This is a genomic window from Streptomyces sp. NPDC059201 (genome assembly GCF_042754585.1).
Lineage (GTDB): Bacteria > Actinomycetota > Actinomycetes > Streptomycetales > Streptomycetaceae > Streptomyces.
In genome coordinates this window covers 49,748-63,465 of record NZ_JBHZBB010000005.1, presented here as the reverse complement: position 1 = coordinate 63,465, position 13,718 = coordinate 49,748, and the positions used below count along the sequence as shown (strand labels likewise).

14 protein-coding genes are annotated in these 13,718 nt (G+C 74.3%); 7 read left to right on the top strand and 7 right to left on the bottom strand.

Annotation, left to right across the window (positions count from 1 at the left end; translation table 11 throughout):
- Positions 1–178: 178 nt before the first annotated feature.
- The 4 genes from ACFXMG_RS18450 to miaA all read right to left on the bottom strand — a co-directional run bounded on the left by ACFXMG_RS18450 (position 179) and on the right by miaA (position 5,089).
- Positions 179–2,323 (bottom strand): RelA/SpoT family protein, encoded by a 2,145-nt coding sequence (locus tag ACFXMG_RS18450; RefSeq protein ID WP_383820307.1) that lies wholly within the window; start codon positions 2,321–2,323, stop codon positions 179–181.
- A gap of 267 nt (positions 2,324–2,590) precedes the next feature.
- Positions 2,591–3,466 carry a diaminopimelate epimerase gene (gene dapF, locus ACFXMG_RS18445; protein WP_383820309.1) on the bottom strand — a complete coding sequence of 292 codons (876 nt, stop codon included), beginning with the start codon at positions 3,464–3,466 and terminating at the stop codon, positions 2,591–2,593.
- Positions 3,467–3,589: 123 nt separating this feature from the next.
- Positions 3,590–4,042 carry a hypothetical protein gene (locus tag ACFXMG_RS18440; RefSeq protein WP_383820325.1) on the bottom strand — a complete coding sequence of 151 codons (453 nt, stop codon included), beginning with the start codon at positions 4,040–4,042 and terminating at the stop codon, positions 3,590–3,592.
- A gap of 108 nt (positions 4,043–4,150) precedes the next feature.
- Entirely contained in the window at positions 4,151–5,089 is a 939-nt protein-coding gene (miaA, locus tag ACFXMG_RS18435) for a tRNA (adenosine(37)-N6)-dimethylallyltransferase MiaA (protein WP_383820312.1), read from the bottom strand.
- 171 nt (positions 5,090–5,260) lie between these two features.
- Between miaA and ACFXMG_RS18430 the strand changes: the two genes are divergently transcribed.
- Positions 5,261–5,695 carry a hypothetical protein gene (locus ACFXMG_RS18430; RefSeq protein ID WP_383820314.1) on the top strand — a complete coding sequence of 145 codons (435 nt, stop codon included), beginning with the start codon at positions 5,261–5,263 and terminating at the stop codon, positions 5,693–5,695.
- A 28-nt stretch (positions 5,696–5,723) separates the two neighbouring features.
- A complete protein-coding gene (locus ACFXMG_RS18425; RefSeq protein ID WP_383820316.1) occupies positions 5,724–6,035 on the top strand; it encodes an antitoxin in 312 nt (103 codons plus the stop codon).
- Positions 6,036–6,173: 138 nt separating this feature from the next.
- On the opposite strand, the gene ACFXMG_RS18420 is transcribed toward ACFXMG_RS18425, so the two are convergent.
- The 3 genes from ACFXMG_RS18420 to miaB all read right to left on the bottom strand — a co-directional run bounded on the left by ACFXMG_RS18420 (position 6,174) and on the right by miaB (position 8,966).
- Entirely contained in the window at positions 6,174–6,878 is a 705-nt protein-coding gene (locus tag ACFXMG_RS18420) for a class III extradiol dioxygenase subunit B-like domain-containing protein (protein WP_383830774.1), read from the bottom strand.
- Between the two features lie 183 nt (positions 6,879–7,061).
- Positions 7,062–7,409, bottom strand: coding sequence for a hypothetical protein (locus ACFXMG_RS18415; protein ID WP_383830771.1), 348 nt, complete (start codon positions 7,407–7,409; stop codon positions 7,062–7,064).
- Between the two features lie 27 nt (positions 7,410–7,436).
- Positions 7,437–8,966, bottom strand: a complete 1,530-nt coding sequence (gene miaB / locus ACFXMG_RS18410) for a tRNA (N6-isopentenyl adenosine(37)-C2)-methylthiotransferase MiaB (protein WP_383830768.1) — start codon at positions 8,964–8,966, stop codon at positions 7,437–7,439.
- Between the two features lie 221 nt (positions 8,967–9,187).
- On the opposite strand from miaB, the gene ACFXMG_RS18405 reads away from it, so the two are divergent.
- The 5 genes from ACFXMG_RS18405 to ACFXMG_RS18385 all read left to right on the top strand — a co-directional run bounded on the left by ACFXMG_RS18405 (position 9,188) and on the right by ACFXMG_RS18385 (position 13,606).
- Positions 9,188–10,231, top strand: coding sequence for a GlxA family transcriptional regulator (locus ACFXMG_RS18405; protein ID WP_383830765.1), 1,044 nt, complete (start codon positions 9,188–9,190; stop codon positions 10,229–10,231).
- A gap of 89 nt (positions 10,232–10,320) precedes the next feature.
- Positions 10,321–10,941, top strand: coding sequence for an isochorismatase family protein (locus ACFXMG_RS18400; RefSeq protein WP_383830762.1), 621 nt, complete (start codon positions 10,321–10,323; stop codon positions 10,939–10,941).
- Between the two features lie 175 nt (positions 10,942–11,116).
- Positions 11,117–11,779: a DedA family protein gene (locus ACFXMG_RS18395; protein ID WP_383830759.1), complete on the top strand. Its 663-nt coding sequence runs from the start codon at positions 11,117–11,119 to the stop codon at positions 11,777–11,779.
- A gap of 10 nt (positions 11,780–11,789) precedes the next feature.
- On the top strand, positions 11,790–12,971 hold the full coding sequence (locus ACFXMG_RS18390) for a sensor histidine kinase (RefSeq protein WP_383830756.1): 1,182 nt from the start codon (positions 11,790–11,792) through the stop codon (positions 12,969–12,971).
- Positions 12,962–13,606 carry a response regulator gene (locus ACFXMG_RS18385; RefSeq protein ID WP_383830754.1) on the top strand — a complete coding sequence of 215 codons (645 nt, stop codon included), beginning with the start codon at positions 12,962–12,964 and terminating at the stop codon, positions 13,604–13,606. Before ACFXMG_RS18390 ends, ACFXMG_RS18385 begins: the two co-directional genes overlap by 10 nt.
- The last annotated feature ends 112 nt before the right edge of the window (positions 13,607–13,718 follow it).

The following is a 13,718-nucleotide window of genomic DNA, read 5'->3' as shown; positions in this document are numbered from 1 at the left end:
GCTGCCGGATCCGGTGCCGCAGGCGCTGCCGGGAGCGGCTTCCCAGGTGATGCCGCATCCGGCGTCGCAGGCGACGCCGGGAGCGGGCTTCCCCGAGCGGTGCCGGAGCCGGTTTCCCCGAGCAGTGCCGGGGCCCGCGCCGGAAGCGGGGTTTCCCCGCCGTGGCGGGTCCCGGGCCTCAGAGGCGGTGTGTTCGGGCGACGTCGTAGACGCCGGGGACGGCGCGCATGGAGCGCATGAGGTGGGGTAGGGCGGCGGCGTCGGTGAGTTGGAGGGTGTAGGTGTGGCGGACTCGTTGCTCGGTCGGGGGCTCGACGGTGGCGGAGACCACCTCCGCGCCGGCGGTGGCGATGGCCTCGGTGAGGTCGGCGAGCAGGCCCGGGCGGCCGAACGATTCGGCGACGAGGGTGACACGGCAGTGCGCGGCGGCGCCCCAGCGGACGGGGACGGCGGCGCGGCCGAGCCGGTGCATGACGGCGACGGCCGGACAGCCGGTGCGGTGCGCGGTCACGGAGCCGCCTCTGACGCGGAAGCCGGTGATGGTGTCGGGCGGCACGGGGGTGCAGCAGCCGGCCGGGCGGACCGCGGCCGGCGGGGCGCCGTCGAGGTCGGCGTGGAGTTCCGCGCCGGAGCTGCGGTCGGCGGCGACGCTGAGCTGCGGGCGCGGGGCGGCGGCGGGCTGGTGGGCGGCTTCCGGGTGCGCCTGGAGCCAGGCGGTGATGGCGATCCGCGCGGCGGGTGTACGCGCGTGGTCCAGCCACGCCGGGGAGGGCCCGGAGCCGGTGTCCTGCGCGAGGAGCAGCTGCACAGTGTCGCCGTCGGAGAGGACGGTGCTCAGGGGGGTGAGCCGGCCGTTGACGCGGGCGCCGAGGCAGGCGTGGGCGGCCTCGCCGTGCTGCGCGTACGCGGCGTCGACGCAGGTGGATCCGGCGGGCAGGCCCAGAGTGCCCGCGTCGGCGCGGAAGACGGTGATCTCGTGATCCTCGGCGAGGTCGGCGCGGAGCGAGCTCCAGAAGGTGTCGGGGTCGGGGGCGGACTCCTGCCAGTCGAGGAGGCGGGCGAGCCAGCCGGGCCGGGTGGGATCGGTGCGCTCGCCGTCCTCGGCGGCCTCGGCGCTCTCAGGGAGCTCAGCCGGGTCCGGTGCCGTGCCGAGGGGGCTGCCGAGGGCGACGACACCCGCCTCGGCGACCTTGTGCATGCGCTGGGTGCGGATGAGGACCTCGGCGACGGCCCCGTCGGGCGCGGCGATCGCGGTGTGCAGGGACTGGTACAGGTTGAACTTGGGGGCCGCGATGAAGTCCTTGAACTCCGAGATGAGCGGGGTGAAGCAGGTGTGCAGCTCGCCGAGGACCGCGTAACAGTCCGCGTCCTCGGCGACGAGGACGAGGAGCCGTCCGAAGTCGCAGCCGCGCAGCTCGCCGCGCTTGAGGCGGACGCGGTGGACGGAGACGAAGTGGCGGGGGCGGACGAGGACTTCGGCGGCGATGTCCGCCTCGCGCAGGACGGTGGCGACCTGTTCGGCGACGGCGGCGAGCGCGTCCGGGGAGCCGGAGCCGGTGGCCTCGGCGATGAGCGCGCGGGTGGCCTCGTACTCCTCGGGGTGGAGGATGGCGAAGACCAGGTCCTCCAGTTCGGTCTTGAGCGCTTGGACGCCGAGCCGTTCGGCGAGGGGGATGAGGACGTCCCGGGTGACCTTGGCGATGCGGGCCTGTTTCTCGGGGCGCATCACGCCGAGGGTGCGCATGTTGTGGAGCCGGTCGGCGAGTTTGATCGACATGACGCGCACGTCGTCGCCGGTGGCGACGAGCATCTTGCGGAAGGTCTCGGGCTCGGCGGCGGCGCCGTAGTCGATCTTCTCGACCTTGGTGACGCCGTCGACGAGGTACGCGACCTCGGCGCCGAACTCCCGGCGCACCTGGTCGAGCGTCACCTCGGTGTCCTCGACGGTGTCGTGGAGGAGGGAGGCGGTCAGGGTGACGGTCTCGGCGCCGAGCTCGGCGAGGATGAGCGTGACGGCCAGCGGATGGGTGATGTACGGCTCGCCGCTCTTGCGGAACTGCCCCCGGTGCGAGGACTCGGCCAGCACGTACGCCCGGCGCAGCACCGACAGGTCGGCCTCGGGGTGGTGGGCCCGGTGCGCCTCGGCGACGTGGCTGATGGCGTCGGGCAGCCGGTCGCGCGGAGCGGGGCCCGCGGTGGCGCCGAGCAGGGCGGCGCGGCCGATCCGCCGCAGGTCCAGCCGGGCGCGCCCGCGCCTGCGGACACCCGTCTCGGGGGCTGCGGCCTCGGCCGCGCTCACGGGGTTCGTGGCCTCTGCGCTCATGGGGCACCTCCGGCGACGTCGACCGGCGGTGGACGGGCGGGGAGAGCCCGGGGGGCCGGTGCTTGATGCTACCGACCCCACCACGTGGCGCAGTCCCGCTCTCGCCCAGCGTGAATCGGATCACCCATTCGAGCGACACGGGCGTCGTTGACAGTTTCGATTACGCCGCCCGGCCCAACGCTTACGCCGCCCGGCTCAGCGCATACGCCGCCCCGGCGCAGCGCCTTCCCCGCCCCGGCCCAGCGGCTTACGCCCACCCTGCCGCGCTCAGTCCTGGGCGAGCCAGGAGGGCTCCAGGGTGCCCTCGGCGACGATGACGGCCGGTCCGGTCATCTCGATCTCGCCGTCGGGGTGCTCGGTGATGAGCAGCGTGCCGCCGAGGACGTCGACGGTGTACGTGACGGGGGCGCCGGTCTCGGCCGGGTCCGCGCCGTCGCGGCGGGCGGCGGCGACGGCCACGGCGCAGGCGCCGGTGCCGCAGGAGCGGGTCTCGGAGGCGCCGCGCTCGTGGACGCGCATGGCGACGTGGCGGGGGCCCCGGTCCGCGACGAACTCGATGTTGACCCCGTCCGGGTAGACCGCCGCGGGCTCGTACGGCGGCTCGTCGAACAGCGTGCCCGCGTGGGCGAGGTCCTCGACGAAGGCGACCGCGTGCGGATTGCCCATGTTCACGTTGCGCGCGGGCCAGCTGCGGCCGTCGACGGCGACCGTGACGCCCTCCTCGGGGAGGACGGCGCGGCCCATGGAGACGGTGACGGAGCCGTCCTTGTCGAGGTGGACGCGCTTGACGCCGCCGCGGGTGGCGACGGCGACCTCGCCGGCGGTGACGTGGCCGGCGTGCTCCAGGTAGCGGGCGAAGACCCGGACCCCGTTCCCGCACATCTCGGCGACCGTGCCGTCGGCGTTCCGGTAGTCCATGAACCACTCGGCCTCGCCGGCCATGGCGCGGGCCTCGGGGTGGGCGGCGCTGCGCACGACGTGCAGCACGCCGTCGCCGCCGAGCCCGGCGCGGCGGTCGCAGAGGCGGGCGACGAGCGCGGGGGGCAGGTCGATCTCGTTCTCCGCGTCGGGGACGATCACGAAGTCGTTCTCGGTGCCGTGGCCCTTGAGGTAACGGAGCGGGGTGGTCTGCGTGCTGGTCACGAGATCAACTGTACGGTGCCGCCCGGACACCCGTTCCGGTTGTCCACAGGCCGGCGCCCGGCGGGGCCCACATTGTCCACAGGCCCGCGTCCGTCAGGGTCGCCGCCGGGCCCCGAGGGGGGCTCAGCGGAGGCGGGCGACGCGCCAGACCGCGAGGGCGACGAGGACCGCGATGGTGGTCACGTACAGGGCGAGCACGCGCCAGTCCGGGCGCTCGCCGGAGCCGCGCTGCGGCAGGCCCGGCCAGGTGTAGCCGACCTTGCGGGCGGCCATCACGCCCCAGCCGGCGGCGCAGAAGCTGATGAGCAGTCCGAGCATGGCGACCACCGCACCGCCGTCCCCGGAGCCGAAGGCCAGCGGGAAGGCGAACATCAGGGAGCCGAGGGCGGCGAGCCCCAGGATCGGGGCGAGCTGCCAGAACCTCAGCAGGCGCCGCGGGCGCAGTTCGACCTCGACCTCATCGGTGTCGACCTCGACCGAGGTGCCCTCGGCGTCGTCGGGACCGTCGGGGGTCAGCCCCGGGGCATCCCCGGGGACCCGCTCGTGCTGTTCTGTGTCGCGAGGGCCGGCCTCCATCGCCACGCGCCCTCCCAACTCGGACTCCACTTGGTCGATCGATGCTCGATGATGGCACGCTCACGACCGCCGAAATGACGGGCAGGGCGTCCCGATGCCATCACGTGATCAGGCTGTAACCGCTCGTTCGACCAACGACAGCGCCTCCCGCGGGAGTTCCCCGCGGTGTTCGGCGGCCCCGCTGAGCCAGTGGACGCGCGGGTCGCGGCGGAACCACGAGTCCTGGCGGCGGGCGAAGCGCTTGGTGGCGCGCACGGTCTCGGCGCGCGCCTCGTCCTCGGTGCACTCCCCGGCGAGCGCCGTGAGCACCTGCTGGTAACCGAGCGCGCGGGAGGCCGTGCGCCCCTCGCGCAGTCCGAGCGCCTCCAGGGCGCGGACCTCGTCGACGAGCCCGGCCTCCCACATGCGGTCCACGCGCGTGGTGATGCGCTCGTCGAGTTCGGGGCGGGCCACGTCGACGCCGATCTGGACGGTGTCGTAGACCGATTCGTGACCGGGGAGGTTGGCGGTGAAGGGCTTTCCGGTGATCTCGATGACCTCCAGGGCGCGGACGATCCGGCGTCCGTTGCTGGGGAGGATCGCGCGGGCCGCCTCGGGGTCGGCGTCGGCGAGCCGGGCGTGCAGGACGCCGGAGCCGCGCTCGTCGAGCTCCGCCTCCAGGCGGGCCCGGATCCCGGGGTCGGTGCCGGGGAACTCCAAGGCGTCCACGGCGCCGCGTACGTACAGGCCGGAGCCGCCGACGAGGACGGGGGTACGGCCTTCGGCGAGCAGCCGGTCGATCTCGGCGCGGGCCAGGCGCTGGTACTCGGCGACGCTGGCGGCCTCGGTGACGTCCCAGATGTCGAGGAGGTGGTGCGGGACTCCCCCGCGCTCCTCCGGCGTCAGCTTGGCGGTCCCGATGTCCATCCCGCGGTAGAGCTGCATCGAGTCGGCGTTGACGACCTCGCCGCCGAGCTGCTGGGCCAGGAACACACCCAGATCGGACTTTCCGGCCGCCGTGGGGCCGACGACGGCGATGACCCGCGGTGCGGGAGCTGCACTTCTCACCGCCCCAGTCTCGCAAACCTCCGGGGGCGTCCCCGAACGAGCGACGTGACAGGGGGGTGGGGGGTTCGTTGCCCGTTGCGTGGTTCCGGCCGTGTTCCGTGGTGTTCCGGCCGTGTTCCGGCCGTCGCTCCCCCGCACGGCACCCCCCGACGAGTACGCTATGGAGTGAATATGGGCGTTTTCGCAATGTTTCGCCGGAAGAAGAAGAGCGCGGCGCAGGACGTGGCCGATGTCTCCGCGGACGGGTCCGGAGCGGCGGCGGCCGATGTGGCGGAGCCCACCGTCACGGAGGCCGACGAGGCGGACGGGCCGGTGACGCGGGTGGCCGTCGCGGGAGTGACCGTTCCGGTGGAGCCGGCCTCGAAGGCTCCTTCCGGGGAGGGGGCTCCGGAGGCGGAGGCCGCTGAGGCGTCCGAGGCGTCCGAGGCCCCTGAGGCGTCCGAGGAGCCCGGAAAGACCCGGGTGTCCGAGGAGGCCGTCAGGGAGTCCGAGGAGGTCGAGGAGGCCCGGGAGGCCGTCGCGGAGGTCGTGGAGATCCCGCGGCAGCAGTCCGTCGGCACCGCGGCGGACACGGACAGCGAGACCGGCGAAGCCGCCCGCAGGTAGGCAGGAATCGGACACGGAGAGGTGCCCCATGGGTCTCCTGGATTCACTGAAGGCCAAGCTGGGCCCGGCCAAGGACAAGGTCTCGGACCTCGCGCAGCAGCACGGGGACAAGATCGACCACGGTCTGGACAAGGCCGCGAGGATGGTCGACGAGAAGACCAAGGGCAAGTACAGCGAGAAGATCCACTCCGGCACCGGCAAGGCCAAGGAGGCCATCGACCGGATCGGGCACAAGGAGGACGGCAGGCCCGGCGCCGACGGTACGCCGCCCGGCAGCGACGGCACGCCCCCGCCGCCGCCTCCCGCGCCGCCCGCGCCTCCCGCGCCGCCGGCCGCCTGAGGTCACGCAAGGAAGGGCGGGGCCGCGGAGGACGTCCTCCGCGGCCCCGCCCTTCCGGCGTTCCCGGTGCCGGCCGTCCGTCGGTCTAGGACCAGACGGCGGCCCTTCCGGCGTTCCCGGTGCCGGCCGCCCGCCGGTCTAGGACCAGACGGCGACCAGGTACTCGACGCCGTACGGGGCGTCCTCGTGGAGGAGACGGCCGGCCAGGCCCGCACCCTCGGCGGCGCCCGCGAGGACCTGCCAGGGGGCGCGACCGGCCGCCTTCAGTTCGTACGCGAGGTCGGCGTCGAGCGCGAGGACGCCGGGTACGTCGGCGGAGCCCAGGACCCGCGCGGCCTCGGCGTCGAAACCGGCGGCGCGCTCGTCGAAGTAACCGGGGGACTTCACGGTGCGGCAGGCGCTGCCGTCGCCCAGCACGAGCAGGGCGACGCGGTCGGCGGAGGCGGCGAGCCGCCGCCCACTCTCCGCGCACTCCTCGACACCGGCCCGCTCGTCGACCCCGAGCCCCTCGACGGGCACGTCGGCCCGGTCGGTACGGGAGAGCAGCCAGGCACCCACGGCGAGCGAGTCCGGCAGCGGACGCCCCCCGGGCCCCTCCCCGAGCCGTACGGCGAGGTCGACCCCGAACCCGGCGAAGGACCCGCCGGAACCCCCGGGGAAGGCCCCCGCCTCCCCCTCGGACACCGCCCCGACGACGTACACCCGGTCGGGCCGGGCAGCGGCAAGCACCCCGAGGGCGTCCGCGCAGTGCGCCCGCACCTCCTCCAGCTCAGAGGCGGCACCACTCGCCACCTCCGGCACGAGCAACGGCGGGCAGGGGCACACGGCAGCGGCGACAAGCATGATCCGCAGCCTACTGCCCCGGGAGCCGGGATCAGCGGGGCATGCGGGATCAGCGGGGCAGGCGGGGCCGGACCTCTGGCCCGAACGGGCAGCCGGGACCGTAGATCCGCCGGGACCGCGGGTCCCGGCGATCCGCCGGACAGCCGGGATCAGCCGGACCGAACAGTCCGCCGGTCCGAACCCTCAGCCGGACGAGCCTTCGCTCGCCCCACTGGTCGACCCGTCTCCCGCCCCGTCCGCCTCCGCGACCGCCTCGGCGACTGACGGGTCCGCGGAGTCGTGGACCAGTTCGACGATGCTCAGGGTGGTCTCCGTATGGCTCATCGCGCCCTGGACGACCACCAGGTAGCTGTCGCCGCCCGGGAAGCGGTAGACCGCGCGGTGCTTCTCGCGCATCGGCTTGCGGACCACCTGGGTGGCCTCGACCAGCGCCGCGCGGGCGTCCTCGCGGGTGCCGGTCAGTCTGGTGAGGATCTCGGTGTTGTACGTCTCTCCCGCGCCTCCCTGCGCGACGACGGCCCATCTCCCCATGAGGTCCCCCCTGTGTGGTGGCTGGTGTCAGTGACTGGCGCCGCAGGCCGGGGTCTCGGCCGCCGGGAGCGGGTCCGGGACGCCGATCCTGGGCAGGCCGAGCAGGACGCCGGCCGGCTTGGCGGCGGCCGCGGCGGTGCGCTTCTCCCAGGCGTCGCCCGCGCGGGTGCGGCGGACGGCGGTGGTCGGGCCCTCGGCGAGGAGGTGGTGCGGGGCGGCGTACGTGATCTCGACGGTCACCACGTCGCCGGGACGCACGTCCTCGTCGGGCTTGGTGAAGTGGACGAGCCGGTTGTCGGGCGCGCGGCCGGAGAGGCGGTGGGTGGCGCCGTCCTTGCGGCCCTCGCCCTCCGCGACCATGACGTCCAGGGTCCGGCCGACCTGCTTCTTGTTCTCGTCCCAGGAGATCTCCTCCTGGAGGGCGACCAGGCGCTCGTAGCGCGCCTGCACGACCTCCTTGGGGATCTGGCCGTCCATCTCGGCGGCCGGGGTCCCGGGGCGCTTGGAGTACTGGAAGGTGAAGGCGTTGGCGAAGCGGGCCTCGCGGACGACGTGCAGGGTCTGCTCGAAGTCCTCCTCGGTCTCGCCGGGGAAGCCGACGATGATGTCGGTGGAGATGGCGGCGTGCGGAATCGCGGCGCGCACCTTCTCGATGATGCCGAGGAAACGCTCCTGGCGGTAGGAGCGGCGCATGGCCTTGAGGATCGGGTCCGAGCCGGACTGGAGCGGCATGTGGAGCTGCGGCATCACGTTCGGCGTCTCGGCCATCGCGGCGATGACGTCGTCGGTGAAGTCGCGCGGGTGCGGCGAGGTGAAGCGGACCCGCTCCAGGCCCTCGATGGAGCCGCAGGCCCGCAGCAGCTTGCTGAACGCCTCGCGGTCGCCGAGGTCGGAGCCGTACGCGTTCACGTTCTGGCCGAGCAGGGTGATCTCGGAGACGCCCTCGGCGACCAGCGCCTCGATCTCGGCGAGGATGTCGCCGGGACGGCGGTCCTCCTCCTTGCCGCGCAGGGCGGGGACGATGCAGAAGGTGCAGGTGTTGTTGCAGCCGACCGAGATCGAGACCCAGGCCGCGTACGCCGACTCGCGGCGGGTCGGCAGGGTGGAGGGGAACGCCTCCAGGGACTCGGCGATCTCGACCTGCGCCTCTTGCTGGACGCGGGCGCGCTCCAGCAGGACCGGCAGCTTGCCGATGTTGTGCGTGCCGAAGACCACGTCGACCCACGGGGCCCGCTTCACGATGGTGTCGCGGTCCTTCTGGGCGAGGCAGCCGCCGACGGCGATCTGCATGCCGGGGCGCGCGGTCTTCATCGGGGCGAGGTGGCCGAGGTTGCCGTACAGCTTGTTGTCGGCGTTCTCACGGACCGCGCAGGTGTTGAAGACGACGACGTCGGCGCCGTCGGCCTCCTTGGGGGCGCGGACGTATCCCGCCTCTTCCAGCAGACCGGAGAGCCGCTCGGAGTCGTGGACGTTCATCTGGCACCCGTAGGTGCGAATGTCGTAGGTCTTCGGTCCTTCGATGCCCACTGTGAGACTCCGGTCGCTGCTGCTGGTCATGCATCCAAGAGTAGGCGGTCCCCGGCGGGCCCCCGGCCGGATGTCGGACCGCATGCCCGGAGCCGGGCGGCTTGCCCGGAGCCGGGCGGCGGGCCGCGGGCGAGCGGCGGGCCGCGGGTGGGCGGCGGGCCGCGGGTGGGCGGCGGGCCACGGAGGGCGTGTCCGGATGTGACAGGGAATCGTCATTGCCGTCATGGGGCGGGGCGGGCGAAGGTGGGTGCATGTCCGAGACACGTACCGAAGCGCCGGCCGGCGGCCCGGGCGGGGAGCACCCCGTCCACCGGGTCGTCGTCGCGGTCTTCCCCGACGTGGACCTCCTCGACGTCACCGGGCCGGCCGAGGTCTTCGCGCTGGCCAACCGGGAGGCGGGCGGCCGCGCCCGCTACCGGGTGCGGCTGGCCGCGCCCGGCGGCGGCGGGGAGGTACGGACCTCGGCGGGGGTGCGGCTGGTCGCGGACCTCGGCTTCGACGAGGTCGGGGCCGACCTGGACACCCTCCTGGTGCCGGGGGCGGTCGACCCGGCGGAGGACGGCGGGGTCGTCGCCCGGCTCGACCCGGAGGTCGTGCGGTGGGTACGGGAGACCGCTCCGCACGCCCGCCGGGTGGCGTCGGTCTGCGTCGGCGCGCACGTCCTCGCGGCGGCCGGTCTCCTCGACGGGAAGTCCGCGACGACCCACTGGTCGACGGCCGCGCAGCTGGCGGCCGACCACCCCGAGATCACCGTCGACCCCGATCCGATCTTCGTACGGACGGACCGGGGCCGGCTGTGGACCGGGGCCGGGATCAGCGCCTGTCTCGACCTGTCCCTCGCCCTGGTGGCGGAGGACCTGGGCGAGGAGACCGCGCTCGCGGTGGCCCGGCAGCTCGTGATGTACCTGAAGCGGCAGGGCGGCCAGAGCCAGTTCTCGGTGCCGCTGAGCCGTCCGGCGGCCGGCCGGAGGGACATCGACGAGCTGCGGCTCTGGATCGCGGACCACCTCGACGAGGACCTGTCCGCGGAGCGGCTGGCGGGCCGGATGTGCCTGAGCGAGCGGCACTTCGCCCGGGTCTTCGCGCAGGAGACGGGGTCGAGCCCCGCCGCCTATGTGGAGGCCGCCCGGATCGAGGTGGCCCGCCGCCATCTGGAGACCTCGGACGTGCCGCTCGCCGAGGTGGCGGCGCGGGCGGGGCTCGGTTCGGTGGAGACCCTGCACCGGGCCTTCCGCCGGCAGCTCGCGACGACGCCGGCGGCTTATCGGCGCAGGTTCCGTACCGGGGCCGGCTGAGCCCTCTTCCCTTCCCTGCCTCTTCCCCGTGTGGGGCGGGCGGCCCGCCACACTCCCACATCATCCAATTTCTTACGAAAGGTCATGACATGAGCATCGCTCCGTCCACCCCCCTCCGTACCCTCTCCGGTCTGTCCGACGAGCCGGCCCGCCTCTCCGAGTCGGTCCTGGTCCTCATCGACGTCCAGAACACCTACCGGTCCGGCGTCATGGCGCTGGAGGGCGCCGAGGAGGCCGTCGCCGAGGCGGCGCGGCTCCTCGCGCGGGCCCGGGCGGCCGGCGCCCCGGTCGTGCACATCCAGCACGACAGCGGCGAGGGCTCCCCGTACGACCTCACGGCGCATGTCGGCGCGATCAGCGACGAGGTGGCCCCGGCGGAGGGCGAGCCGGTCGTGGTGAAGAACTTCCCGAACGCCTTCCACGCCACCGAGCTGGAGAAGGTCCTGACGGACCTCGGCTTCGCGGCGGGCAGCGGGAAGGACCTGGTCCTGGCCGGGTTCATGACCCACATGTGCGTGAACTACACCGCCCAGGCGGCATTCAACCTGGGCTACCGGCCGACCGTCGTCGCCGAGGCCACCGCCACCCGGTCCCTCACCGCGCCGGACGGCTCGGTCGTGCCCGCCGCCGAGCTCAAGCGGGCCGCGCTGACCGGGCTGACCGACGTCTTCGCCGTGGTGGTCCCGACGGCGGCGGACCTGGAGGCGTGAGCAGGCTGAGGGGCTGGGAGGTCTGGGCCTGAGCCGGCGGCCCCTGCGGTTTTCCGCAGGGGCCTCGGGCGGGAACGCGCATACCGGCTCCGAGCTGCGCTTTCCTAGGGTGGGGGAAGTCCCCGGCGCTTCCGCCGGAGGGCTTCCCCTTCTTCGTCCGATCCGTGGAGAGCCCATGACGCCGTTCCCGACCGCTCTCGCCCAGGAGCCCGCCGGCGGCATCGCCGGCTGGGCCGCCGGGCTCGTCGACACCCTCGGCGGGCCGGGCGCCGGTCTCGCCATCGCGCTGGAGAACCTCTTCCCGCCGCTGCCGAGCGAGGTGATCCTGCCGCTGACCGGCTTCGCCGCCGGTCAGGGCGTGCTCAGCCTCGCCTCCGCCCTCTTCTGGACGACGCTCGGTTCGGTGGTGGGCGCGCTCGCCCTGTACGCGATCGGCGCGCTCTTCGGCCGGGAGCGGATGCACGCGCTGTGGGCGCGGCTGCCGCTGGTGAAGGTCGCGGACCTGGAGCGGACGGAGGCGTGGTTCCGCCGGCACGGGACGAAGGCGGTCCTCCTCGGCCGGATGGTGCCGATCTTCCGCAGCCTGATCTCGGTGCCCGCCGGGGTGGAGCGGATGCCCGTCCCCCTCTTCCTCCTGCTGACCACCGTGGGCAGCTTCTTCTGGAACAGCGTCCTGGTCCTCGCCGGCTACGCCCTCGGCGACCGCTGGGAGCTGGTCGAGGGGTACGTCGGCGTGGTCTCCAAGGCCGTCGTCGTCCTGGTCCTGGCGGCCGCCGCGACCTGGCTCGTCGTACGGCTCCGGGGGCGCGGGGCGGAGCCCCGGCACCGCCGCGCCTAGGGTGGGCGAGGTGAACGGGGGCGAACAGGGCGGTACGGGCCCGGAGTTGGCGGTCCGGCGGGCGGCGGGGGTGCTGGCCGGGTGTCTGACGGCGCCGGCCGGGCTGGCGTACCTCCTGCTCGCGGGGGTGCCGCTCGGCGCCTTCCTGCTGTGGCCGAGGACGCGGACGTACGCCTTCGGGCTGCTCGGCAACGGCGCGCGGCGGCTCGTGGGGCTGGAGCGGAGGCGGCGGACCTTCTTCTTCGGCGACCGGTTCCCGGAGGCGTACAAGAACAAGACCGAGGCCGGGGGTCGGGGCGCGCTCCGGTATCTGGCGGTCCGGTCCTGGGCGGGGCTGGTGTGCGGGATCGTGCTGGCGCTGCTCGGCTTCGGTGTGGTGCTGGCGGGGCTGCTGGTCGGTGGTGTGGCGCGCGGGACCATCGGGGCGGTGGAGCTGCTGACGCAGTCGGTTCTCGGGAGCGTCCTGCTGTTCCTCGGGCTCCAGGGGCTGCGGGCGCTGACCGCGCTCGACGCCCGGTTGGCCCGGGAGTGCTTCGGGCCGTCGGAGCGGGAGCTGCTGCGGCGCCGGATCGACGAGCTGTCCGTGAGCCGGGCCGCCGTCGTGGGGGCCGTGGACGTGGAGCGGCGGCGGATCGAGCGGGACCTCCACGACGGGGTGCAGCAGCGGCTCGTGGCGCTCGCCATGCTGATCGGGCGGGCGCGCCGGGGCGGCGGCCGGGACCCGGAGCGGGCGGCCGAACTCCTCGGCCAGGCGCACCGGGAGGCCCAGGAGGTGCTGGCCGAACTGCGCGAGGTGGCCTGGCGGGTGTATCCGTCGGCGCTGGACAGCCTCGGCCTGGAGGAGGCGCTCGGCGGGGTCGCGCAGCGGTGCGCGCTGCCGCTGCGGATCGCGTACGAGGTCGAGGGCCCGCTCCCCCGCCCGGTGGAGACGGCCGCGTACTTCGTCGTCTCCGAGGCGGTCACCAACGCGGCCAAGCACTCCGCCGCCACGGCCGTCTCGGTACGGGTCACGGGGGCGCCCGGCGCCCCGCTGACCGTGCGGATCGAGGACGACGGCCGGGGCGGCGCGGATCCGACGGGCAGCGGCCTGACCGGGCTGAGCGGGCGGGTCGCCGCGCTCGACGGCGTCCTGCGGATCGACAGCCCCCTCGGGGGACCCACCACCATCATCGCGGAGCTGCCGTGCGTGTGATCCTGGCCGAGGACTCGACCCTGCTGCGGGAGGGTCTGGCGCGCCTGCTGGCGGAGGAGGGGCACGAGGTCGTCGGTGCGTTCGGCGACGCGGTGACGCTGGTCGCCGAGGCGGAGGCGCTGCGCCCGGACGTGGTCGTCGTGGACATCCGCATGCCGCCGACCCACACCGACGAGGGGCTGCGGGCGGCCGTCGAGATCCGCGAACGCCTGCCCGGGACGGGCGTCCTGGTCCTCTCCCAGCACGTCGAGCGGAGCTACGCGGCCCGGCTGCTCGCGGCCGGGGCCGAGCGGGTCGGCTACCTGCTGAAGGACCGGGTGGCGCAGGTCGAGGAGTTCCTCGACGCACTGGAGCGGGTCCACGCGGGCGGCGCGGCGATCGACCCGGAGGTCGTACGGCAGCTCGTGGTCCGCAGCGCGCACGCCGACCCGCTGGCCCGGCTGACCCCGCGCGAGCGCGAGGTGCTCCAGGTGCTCGCGGAGGGGTACACGAACACGGCGATCGCGCGCCGCCTGCACCTGTCGCTGAGCGCGGTGGAGAAGCACCTCAACGCCGTCTTCGACAAGCTGGAACTGCGCGGCACCGAGGGCCACAGCCCCCGGATCCTCGCGGTGCTGCGCTACCTGGAGGCATGACCGTCAGGCGGGCCTCGCCGTCAGGCGGGCCTCGCCGTCAGGCGGGCCTCGCCGTCAGGCGGGCCTCGCCGTCAGGCGGGCCTCGCCGTCAGGCGGGCCTCGCCGTCAGGCG